At 62.6% G+C, this 9,226-nt stretch carries 7 protein-coding genes; all 7 read right to left on the bottom strand.

From position 1 onward, the window contains the following. Positions 1-162: 162 nt before the first annotated feature. The gene (locus tag ACTHND_RS19275; RefSeq protein ID WP_440179597.1) at positions 163-1,734 is read right to left on the bottom strand and encodes a Do family serine endopeptidase; all 1,572 of its coding nucleotides are present in this window, start codon (positions 1,732-1,734) and stop codon (positions 163-165) included. Positions 1,735-1,882: 148 nt separating this feature from the next. Further along, entirely contained in the window at positions 1,883-2,359 is a 477-nt protein-coding gene (locus tag ACTHND_RS19280) for a cytochrome c-type biogenesis protein (RefSeq protein WP_440179598.1), read from the bottom strand. Positions 2,360-2,412: 53 nt separating this feature from the next. After that, complete coding sequence (locus ACTHND_RS19285) at positions 2,413-4,455, bottom strand: heme lyase CcmF/NrfE family subunit (protein WP_440179599.1); 2,043 nt, start codon at positions 4,453-4,455, stop codon at positions 2,413-2,415. A 169-nt stretch (positions 4,456-4,624) separates the two neighbouring features. Then, the gene (ccmE, locus tag ACTHND_RS19290; protein ID WP_440179600.1) at positions 4,625-5,119 is read right to left on the bottom strand and encodes a cytochrome c maturation protein CcmE; all 495 of its coding nucleotides are present in this window, start codon (positions 5,117-5,119) and stop codon (positions 4,625-4,627) included. Further along, the gene (gene ccmI / locus ACTHND_RS19295) at positions 5,116-6,198 is read right to left on the bottom strand and encodes a c-type cytochrome biogenesis protein CcmI (protein WP_440179601.1); all 1,083 of its coding nucleotides are present in this window, start codon (positions 6,196-6,198) and stop codon (positions 5,116-5,118) included. Before ccmI ends, ccmE begins: the two co-directional genes overlap by 4 nt. Before the next feature lie 46 nt (positions 6,199-6,244). Then, a complete protein-coding gene (locus ACTHND_RS19300; protein ID WP_440179602.1) occupies positions 6,245-7,588 on the bottom strand; it encodes a hypothetical protein in 1,344 nt (447 codons plus the stop codon). Between the two features lie 110 nt (positions 7,589-7,698). Continuing rightward, positions 7,699-9,141: a sensor histidine kinase gene (locus ACTHND_RS19305; protein ID WP_440179603.1), complete on the bottom strand. Its 1,443-nt coding sequence runs from the start codon at positions 9,139-9,141 to the stop codon at positions 7,699-7,701. Between the last annotated feature and the right edge of the window lie 85 nt (positions 9,142-9,226).

The following is a 9,226-nucleotide window of genomic DNA, read 5'->3' on the forward strand; positions in this document are numbered from 1 at the left end:
ATACCTCGCCTAACGACCCTTTTCCAAGTCAAAATTGCCAATTAAGAGCCTGACATCTCCTCCCGCCCGACGCTGGGGTGGGGGAATTGGCCCATTAAAGGCCGGCGGGGCGCCCCGCCGGCGCTGCGCGCCACCTCCCCATTGTCATGGGGAGGAGAAAAATCACTTCTTCGCGGCATCGTCCTTGAGCGACAGCGGCAGGGCGATATTGCGACCCTCGCGGCGAACAAGAAGCAGAATGCTGGGGCGGCTCTGCTTCTTCAGGTCAGCCACAATGCCGGAGAACTGCGCCTGAGTGGTCACCGGCTGGTTATTGGCCAGGACGATGACATCGCCCGGCTTCAGACCCTTCTGGTCGCCATCGGAATTGGCCGCCACATCTGTAATGACTAGGCCATTGCTGGTGTCGTCGAGGCCAAACGCCTTGCGGACATCCGGCGTGATCGCCTTGACCGACAGGCCGATGACCGGCGCCGAACCACTGGCCGAACCGCTGGACGAACTGTCGTCCCCGCCGCTCTGGCCGTTCAGCCCCTTCAACAGGTCTTCTTCCGAAGGCCGCAGAGCCGCCGTCAGGGTCAGGTTGATCATCTTGCCGTTGCGCAGCACGCCGAGGGTCACCTTTTCACCGACCTTGACATCGGCAATACGGCGGGTCAGCTCGGTCGGGCTCTTGACCGGATTGCCATCCACCGACTTGACGATATCGCCCAGTTGCACCCCGGCCTTGTCCGCCGGACCGCCACGGGTGGTTTCGGCGATATAGGCGCCGGTGACATCAGTGATGCCGAGCGCCTCGGCATTTTCCTGCGTCACCGACTGGATGGTGACGCCGATATAGCCGCGCTCGATCTTGACACCCTTCATCAACTGGCTGGTGATCTTGTTGGCCACATCCGACGGAATGGCGAAGCCGACGCCGGCATTGGCGCCCGAAGGCGTGACGATGGCGGTGTTGACGCCGATCACCTTGCCGTACAGGTCAAAGGTCGGGCCGCCGGAATTGCCGCGGTTGATGGCGGCGTCGATCTGGAGATAGTCGGTATAGTCCGGACCCGAGGAATTGTCGCGCAGATCACGGCCATAGGCCGAAACGATGCCGGCCGTGGCGGTGTTCGAGAAGTTGAACGGATTGCCGACAGCGATGACCCAGTCACCGACGCGGGGTTGCTTTTCCAGTTCCCAGCGCACGAACGGGAAGTTCGTGCCCTCGACCTTGAGCACGGCCAGGTCGGTGCCGACATCGCGGCCCACTACAGTGGCCTTCAGCTCCTTGTCATTGGTCAGCTTGACGGTGATCTCATCGGCGCCGTCAATGACGTGGTTGTTGGTGACGACATAGCCGTCGGCCGAAATGAAGAAGCCGGAGCCCGCGCCGCGGACCTCCTGTTCCTTCTGGCCGGAACCGTCATCCTGGCCGGGGAAGCTGAAGCCCGGCAGCGACGGGATGCCGGTGTCGATCTTCATCTTGCCCTTGGTCTCGATCGAGACCACGGCCGGCGAGACGCGCTCGATCAGGTCGGCGAAGGACATGGGCGCGCCGGCGGGCGGCTTGACCGGGGTCAGGTCGGCGGTCTTGATCAGTTGCGCGCCGTCATAGCCCGCGCCGATGCCGTGCGAGCCGAAGCCGGTGATGGCCGCGCCGGCGACGCCCGCGCCCAGGACCAGACCGGCGACAGCGCCACCCACTGCCGAACGATTTTTCAGCAGCGCTTTGAAATTCCAATTCCCCATAATCCTACCTTTATCCGTACGAATAAGCCGCGTTTAGTCAGATATCTGAGCGTTAAGCGGGGCGATTACAACCACAAACCGTATCGGACTCACGAAGAATCCCGGTTTCGTCCTTATGTAATCAAAGCGGTGAGGCAAAATCGTGACATCAATCGTGTTTCTTCAGGATATCACGAAGCTTTTTCTCCTCGGCCGCACTCAAGGCATAATCACCTGATTTTTCAGGCTTTCGCCGTGAAGCCCACAGGATCGCACCGCCGATTATGGCGATCAGCGGCGGCAGCAGCCACAGCAGCAGGTTGCCCACTGAAAATCTCGGCCGAAAAAGAACATAATCGCCATAATGCGCGAAGAGTTCCTTGCGGATCTGCGCATCCGTCTTGCCGGCGGCGATATCAGCGCGGATTTCGCGGCGCATGTCTCCGGCGATCTGAGCGTCCGAATCGGCGATGCTTTCGCTCTGGCACTGGACACAGCGCACCTCGGTAAACAACTGCCGGGCGCGGCCCTCCTCCTGCGGCGTGGCCGCGAAAGCGTGCAGCGGCAAGACAATCAAAAACCATATCATACCTCCCCACCTTCGGTGGGGTTTGGCGTCAGCGAAAGTATAGCTTTCGCCAGCCATGGGACCAAAGCGCTCTTGCGCTTTGGTGGTGGGGTTTCTTGCTCTCTTCAAGCTCATCCCTTCGCCGCCTTCTGCACAATCCCAAGCCTTAAGCGTCGATCACTTAGACTTAAGCACCCGCCCAGCGCCATCAGCAGCGGCCCGAAGAAGATCAGCCGCACCCATGGATTATAGAAGAAACGCACCTGCCACGACATGATACCGTCAGCACCGGCCTGCGGTTCCGCCATCACCACATAGAGATCATCCAGCGGCGTGAAGCACAAAGCCACCTTGCTCTGCACCTGGTTTGACGCCGGATAGAACCGGCGCTGCGGCTTTGGCTGACAGATCACGCGCCCCTGCCCGTCCTTCACCTCGAACACCCCGCCCTGCGCATCGTAATTGGCGCCGGGTGTCTGGTAGAGCGACTGGAAACGCAGCTCATATTGCCCCAGCTTCACACTATCCCCCAAGGCCATGCCCTGCATGACACTTAAGCGTTGATGGCCTTCCACCACCGCGCCCAGGACAAACACACCGAGGCCGATATGGGCAAAAATCATCCCCCAGGTCGCCAGCGGCACGCCCGGCAGACGCGAAAGTGCGCCCCCAAATCTTTTCGTAAGATTTGGCAAGGGCGACTGCCCGCCCGAGCTTTTGCGAGGAGCCTGCCCGGCCTCTGAGGGCATAATGCGCTCAAGCACTAGCTTGAGCGTACCGAAGATGAGCCAGAAGCCGACGATCAGGCCCACCAGATACTCCGCCTCGCTGAGAAAGGTCGGCCCCTTGTAAAACAGCGAACCGATAGCCGCCGCCAGCACCGCCACGGCGAAAGCCGCCGCCAGCCTTTGCAACACGCCTTTCAGGTCGGCGCGTTTCCACGACATCAGGCTGGAAACCGGCACCAGCAGCAGGGCCACGATCATGATCGGCCCGAAGACCGCCAGATAATAGGGCGCGCCCACCGACATGGTCTTGTCGAACAGGGCCTGCATCAGGATCGGGTAGAGCGTACCCAGAAAGACCGAGCATAGCGCCGCCGAGATCAGCAGGTTATTGAGCACAAGCGTCGTTTCGCGGCTGACCGTGGCGAAGAGGCCGCCAGGGGCCAGGGTCGGCGCGCGAAGGGCGAACAGGGCAAAGCCGCCGCCGGCCGTCAGCAGCAGGATCGCTGCCAGCAATATGCCGCGCTGCGGATCGACGGCGAAGGAATGCACGCTCGTCAGCAGGCCCGAACGCACCAGGAAGGCCCCCATCATCGAGAAGGTGAAGGCCAGCAGGCCCAGAAACACCGTCCAGGCTTTGAGTGAGTCGCGCTTTTCCATGACGATGGCCGAATGCAAAAGCGCGGTGGCCGCCAGCCAGGGCATGAAGGAAGCGTTCTCCACCGGATCCCAGGCCCACCAGCCGCCCCAGCCCAGTTCATAATAGGCCCAGAAGGCGCCGAGCGTGATGCCGATGGTCAGGAAGCTCCACGCCAGCAGCGCCCACGGCCTGACCCATCTGGCCCAGGCGCGGTCCAGCCGGCCTTCAATCAGGGCCGCCACTGCGAACGAAAACACCACCGACATGCCGACATAACCGAGATAAAGCATGGGCGGATGGAAGGCGAGCGCCGGGTCCTGCAGGGCCGGATTGAGCGACTGTCCCTGTAGAGGGGCATCCGCCAGCCGCGCCAGCGGGTTGGAGGAGAACAACGTAAAGCCGACAAAGGCCGCGCCGAGCAGGCCCTGCACGCCCAGGGCCTTCAGGCGCAAGGATTCCGGCAGACCCTGCCCGCGCAGGGTGATCATGGCGCCATAGACCAGCAGGATGGTACACCACAGCAGCATCGAGCCTTCGTGCGAGCCCCAGGCGCCGGAGATTTTATAGAGCAGCGGCTTGTCGGTGTGCGAATGTTCGGCGACATTCACCACCGAAAAATCGGAGCGGATAAAGGCGAAGATCAGGATAGCGAAGGCGATGACGATGCTGACGGCGCCGGCCAGAGACAGGCCCTCGGCATAGCGGGCGATGCCGCGTCCCTTTCCGGCAACGACAAGCCCCGCCTGCGCCAGTGAGAAACAGAAGGCGAGGACCAGACAGTAGGTGCCGATTTCATTGATATGGGTCATGAAATCTACTCTCCTCCCCTGCGCAGCGGGGGAGGTGGCAGCGCGAGGCCCGCAGGGCCGGTGTCGCTGACGGAGGGGGCGCTTCTTTGCGAGGGACGGCCCCCTCCGTCACGGACTTCGCCGTGACACCTCCCCCGCTGCGTAGGGGAGGAGAAGTTATTTCGCCCCCTCATTGAAACGGCCTCTGGACCGGCTTCGGCTTATCCATTCCCGCTTCCGGACGCCATTCACCCTGCTTTTCCAGCTCTTTCTGCACGTTCTTTGGAATGTACTTCTCGTCGTGCTTGGCCAGAACCTGCGTCGCTTTTAAGGCCGTCTCCCCCGTCACCTCGCCTTCGCAAACCACCCCCTGCCCTTCGCGGAACAGATCCGGCAGTTCGCCCTTATAGACGACGGCGATTTCCTTCATCTTGTCCTGTACGGTAAAACGCGTCACGCCGTCCGGCGTCTTCACCACACTGCCCGGCTTGACCAGGCCGCCCAACCGCACCGTCTTGCCCACCGGCACACCAGCCTCGATCCACTGCGCTGGCGTATAGAAATAGACGACCGTCCCTTTCAGGGCATACAGGCTCAGGGCTACCGCGGCGATAAACACCGGTGCGGCGATCAGGAAAATCGTCAGGCGTCGCCGGGCTTTGACAGATTTCGGCCAAAAGCTCATTTCGCCTCCCTTTCCGACCCGACGCGCGTCTGCGCCTTCGTCAGGATATCAGCGATGACTTCCGGCCGATTGGCATAATGTGCCTGCATCGCCGCCCGCGCCCTGTCATGCGCCGCCTTGTCGCCCAGCACATCATAGGAGCGCAGCAGCCGCGCCCAGCCGTCGGCATTTTCCGGATCGGCCTGCAATTGCGCCTCAAGCCCTGACACCATGCCGGAAATGCGCGCATTCATCGCCTTGGCCGCCGCTTCTGCCGGACCAATACTGTTCAATGCTTCCAGCACCTGCGGCCGGCTGACATCGTCCGGCGCCATGGTCTTCAGAGCCGCTTCATAGTGCCCGCGCGCCGCTTCGTACCTTCCCTCAGCCAGGGCTTGCTGACCGAGATAATAGTGCGCCCGCGCATCATCGGGGTTCAGCAACAGCGCCTTTTCAAACGCCTGCACCGCTTCCGGTCCACTGGTGCCGCCGCCGACAAAGGTCAGGGCCTCGCCCAGCTCCGACCAGGCGGCAAACGTCTGAGGTGATAGCGCCCGCGCCTTTTCATAGTCCTGCGCCCCGGCATAATTATTGCCCGCCAGCATATCGATCCGGCCGAGGAACAGCCAATAGGTCACATCATTGGCGTGCCCCGCCTGCCCTTGCCGCAGCACCGCCGCCATGGCCTGGGGTGGCAAAACATCCGGATTGGTCTGGGCCAGACGCGTCCAGGTTTGCAGGCGCTTTTTGTAGGGCTGATCCGGCTGATCGGGATGACCGACCGTCAGGTAAACCGCCAGGCTCAGGATTGCGGTCATACCGAGCGCCACATAGCCATAAAGCGGTTTTACCGGCACATCGGCGGCCACCGTTTCGCTGGCTTTCAACAGGGCGCGCGCCGCCTGCGCCCGCTCTTCCTGCGCCTGAATGTCGTCGATCTCTCCCCGCGCCTGCCGACGCTCCAGATCGGCGACAAAGCCAGCATAGAGCGCCTTTTCCTGCGTCAGTCCGGACGCTGCGCCGCGTTTCCGTTGCCATGCCCACACCAGCGCCATCAGCGCGGCGCAGATCAGCAGGCAGGTCAGGATGAGCAGGAGCATGTGGCCTCAATAGCCGATTTCAGGCCAAAAGAAAGCCTATACAGGCTCAGGCCACGGATTTCGAGGGGTTCATCAGGTCCGATGACGCGACACGGCGTCGCGCCAGTTGCGCCTTTTCCTCGCCACACAGGGCTTCCATCAGGTCGGTAATCCGCTCAAATCCAGCCAGCAACTGCTCCGCATCAAAGGGTTCATCGCCATTGGCCAAGGCCAGCAATTCGGTGAAATAGGCATCCAACGTCAGTTCGCAGGCTTCGGCCGTCTTGGCCTGGAGGGAGGCGAACCCGCCGGACATGGCGATCGGCCGCACCTTGCGGATAAAGGTCAGGACGCCGTGCGCCGTGGCCGTGACCGCATCCGGCGGCACGCGCGCATAATCCGGCACCTCCTTCTTGACCCGGCCATAGACCCGTTCGGTGCGCATCGGCATGACGCCTTCAAGTGCCTTTTCCGCGCTCTTGAGCTGGTGCTCGACCAGGCCGGCAATGGTCTTCTGGGCCTCGGTGACCCGCTTGCCCCAGGGGCCGCCGCGCGTCAGCTCGACATAGTGCCCGAACGCCTGAATCTGGCTTAGGCAGTGCGCCACCCGCTCGCCGGCCGCGGCCGGATCGTCGCAAACCTGCCCCTTGCCGCCCATGAAAGCCTTGATGGCCGCCAGGTCCGCTTCGATGCGGTCGAGGATGCGTATACCGAAATCCGCCAGCTCCGATTCGGCCAGGAAACGGTCGTTCGGCCGGTCGGACACAATGGCCACGAACTTGATGATCTGGGCGCCGTCGTCCAGATTGGCGAAGATGATCTCCAGAAAGCGCGTGCCGCCGTTGATATCGAGATCGCTGGCGTCACCGAACATGACGCGCAGGGCCGCGGCCTTATCGGCATCGATCCGCCCCATGAAATCATCGAGCCGCGCCAATACCTGACGGGCCAGCCGGTGCAGGTCGAGATAATGGCCGAATTCCGCCACCGCCGCACGGTCTGCCTCATTGGCGTCCGGCCGCAGAATGATCTCCGGTGTCTCATGGCAGATATGGGCCGCCGCCGTCACCAGCCGGAAAAAGACCACCGGCGTCGGGTCTTCCGCGCGCAAGGTGCGTAAGGTCGCTTGCGCCTCGGCACAGAGATCGGGCTCGCTTGTGCCCAGCGCCGACCACAGGGCATTGACGATCCACGGCTCGAACCTGACCCCGGCCAGGCCATCGGCGCGCGCGCGGAACAGCGGCATGAACGGCGCGAAGACCGTCTCGCGTACCTGGCGGAATGCCATCTCGGCCGCAATCAGCTCGCGGACCTCGACCATCCTGGCCTCATTGGTCAGGCCCAGGGCCATTTCCAGCGAGCGCAGCGATGCCTGGGGCAGGGTGCGAACCAGCCCTTTGAGCATATTCATGCGCTTTTCGGCTATCAAGCCTGCCAAAACCGGAAATCCTTACGCCGCAACGCTTTAGGGAAATCGCATCATAGTAACGATCCGGTTAATTTTGTCTGACGGGTATCCGCTCACCCTGCCTGTTCGGACAGAATGGCCGGCAGCTTCGCCAGCACTTTCAAACCGCCCCACGGGGAACGCTCGAAATGCAGCCGTCCGCCATAGGCGCGCACCAGTTCATCGACGATCGACAACCCCAGGCCGGAGCCCGGCACGCTCTCGTCCAGCCGCGCGCCGCGCTTCAGCACCTCATCGAACCGCGCCTCGTCCAGCCCCGGACCGTCATCCTCTATGGCCAGGTTCATCGTTTGGTCGGCAGCGATGAATTCGGCGGTGATCCGCACCTTGCGCTTGCACCAGATGCAGGCGTTTTCCAACAGGTTGCCGGCGATTTCCTGCAGGTCCTGCTTTTCGCCGCGGAAGGCCAGGTCTTCCGGCGCGCGCCAGTCGATGATCACGCCCTTGTCCTGAAATACCTGTTCCAACATCACCGCCAGTTCGTCAAACACCGGCTCCACCGCCGTCCGTTCGCCCATGGCCTGCGAACGCGCCGCGGCCCGCGCTCGCCGCAGATGGTGATCGACCTGGGCCCGCATGGTTTCGGCCTGCTTGCGCATGGTTTCCGGCAGCGGCCCTTCCGCATCGCCCGCCGTCGCCATCAGCACCGATAACGGCGTCTTGAGCGCATGGGCCAGATTGCCGACGTGCATCCGCTGGCGCTCCACCACCTCCTGAGAATAGTCGAGAAAGGCATTGAGCTGGGTCGCCACCGGGGTGATTTCCGCCGGATAGGTCTTGACCAGTCGCTGCTGCTTGCCGCTCTGCACATCGGCGATTTCGCCGGTCAGGTCGAATAGCGGCCGCAGCCCCACCCGCACTTGGATGAAGATGGCCACCAGCGAGCCAAGGGCCAGGATGAACAGCGCCGCCGCTGTCAGCAGGGCAAAGCGGCGAACATCCTTGTCCATCGGCGCGCGATCCTCGGCCGACAGGAACACAAAGGCGCGATCATCGATCATCGAATAGATCGCCGCCACGCGCAAGGGCGCCTTGTTCGGCCCCAGGCTGTCATAGAAAACAGGCTCGCCCGACCGGCTTTTCGCCGCCGCCAGGGTTTTCGCCGGCACGACGATGCGCTCACTCCACAGGGAGCGCGACCGCGCCTGGTCGATCATCTTGCCTTGAACGTTGATTTCGCTGACCTGCCAGTAAAGGCCGGAATAGACCCGGTTGGTGCGGGTATCGAAAAAGACCGGCGTGGTAATGTGGCCGTCGCTGGCGATATCGGTATCGGCGTAGAGATTGTCGGCGATCTGGCCGACATTGAGCTGGAATCGCTGAAGCGCCGCCTGGTGGAAATAGGCGGTGAGCGCGATGCCGGTAATGACCAGCGAGAAGATGAACCACATGGAGGCCAGCCGGATCAGCCGCCCGACCAGCGAATTGCGGCGCGTCAGACGTCGCCAGAGTTTGGCAACGGCGCGAACGATTGGGGCAGCGGTGTCGTTAGTCATTGCCATCGGCCTTGATCCCCCTCTCCCCGTTTACGGGGAGAGGGTGGCCGAAGGCCGGGTGAGGGGCGGCGTCGTTTGATAAGGT

Source organism: Asticcacaulis sp., from assembly GCF_051954415.1.
In the GTDB taxonomy this organism is placed as follows: Bacteria; Pseudomonadota; Alphaproteobacteria; order Caulobacterales; family Caulobacteraceae; genus Asticcacaulis.

Excerpts from the sequence above, each read along its gene's own strand:
- ACTHND_RS19280 (WP_440179598.1), bottom strand. The coding sequence starts at position 2,359 with ATGGCTGGCGAAAGCTATACTTTCGCTGACGCCAAACCCCACCGAAGG.
- ccmE (WP_440179600.1), bottom strand. The coding sequence starts at position 5,119 with ATGAGCTTTTGGCCGAAATCTGTCAAAGCCCGGCGACGCCTGACGATT.
- ACTHND_RS19305 (WP_440179603.1), bottom strand. The coding sequence starts at position 9,141 with ATGACTAACGACACCGCTGCCCCAATCGTTCGCGCCGTTGCCAAACTC.
- ACTHND_RS19285 (WP_440179599.1), bottom strand. The coding sequence starts at position 4,455 with ATGACCCATATCAATGAAATCGGCACCTACTGTCTGGTCCTCGCCTTC.
- ACTHND_RS19275 (WP_440179597.1), bottom strand. The coding sequence starts at position 1,734 with ATGGGGAATTGGAATTTCAAAGCGCTGCTGAAAAATCGTTCGGCAGTG.
- ACTHND_RS19300 (WP_440179602.1), bottom strand. The coding sequence starts at position 7,588 with ATGAATATGCTCAAAGGGCTGGTTCGCACCCTGCCCCAGGCATCGCTG.
- ccmI (WP_440179601.1), bottom strand. The coding sequence starts at position 6,198 with ATGCTCCTGCTCATCCTGACCTGCCTGCTGATCTGCGCCGCGCTGATG.